Annotated in this window: 1 protein-coding gene; it reads left to right on the forward strand. The window is 75.8% G+C overall.

Annotation, left to right across the window (positions count from 1 at the left end; genetic code table 11):
• Window positions 1–347 (forward strand): phosphatase PAP2 family protein (locus tag AC2JF9_RS08945; RefSeq protein WP_500727061.1); only part of this gene is annotated, 347 nt, incomplete at its 5' end.
• Window positions 348–466 lie beyond the last annotated feature (119 nt).

Genomic DNA, 466 nt, shown 5'->3' on the forward strand with positions numbered 1-466 from the left:
GGCTCAAGGCGCTGATGGGGCAGGAGGAGCTGCTGAGCGCGTTCGAAAGCCGCGCGCTGATGGCGGCCGGCGGCATTTCGGCCATGCCGTCGCTCCACAACGCGCTGGCGGTGCTGTTCGCGCTCGCCGCCTTCCAGCTGAGCCGCGCGGCCGGCTGCGCCTTCGCCGCCTTCGCCTTCCTGATCTGGTTCGGCTCGGTCCATCTCGGCTGGCATTATGCCGTGGACGGGATCGCGGGCGCGGCCGGGGCCTGGGCGATGTGGAAGGCCGCGGGGGTGCTGACCGACCGCGTGCTGGCGGGGGAGCGGGCGGCGCCCGTGGCGGCGCCGGGGCTGGAGGCGGCCTGAACCTTTCCCGCCGGCTGGAGCGGGGCCGGCCTGCCGGACGCGGCCGTCGAGGCCCGCGCCGCTTCCCGGCTCCGCCCGCCGCGAGCGGGCGGGAGGCTCAGACCTTGATCGGTCCAAGC

This window comes from Lactobacillus sp. C449L, assembly GCF_059900815.1.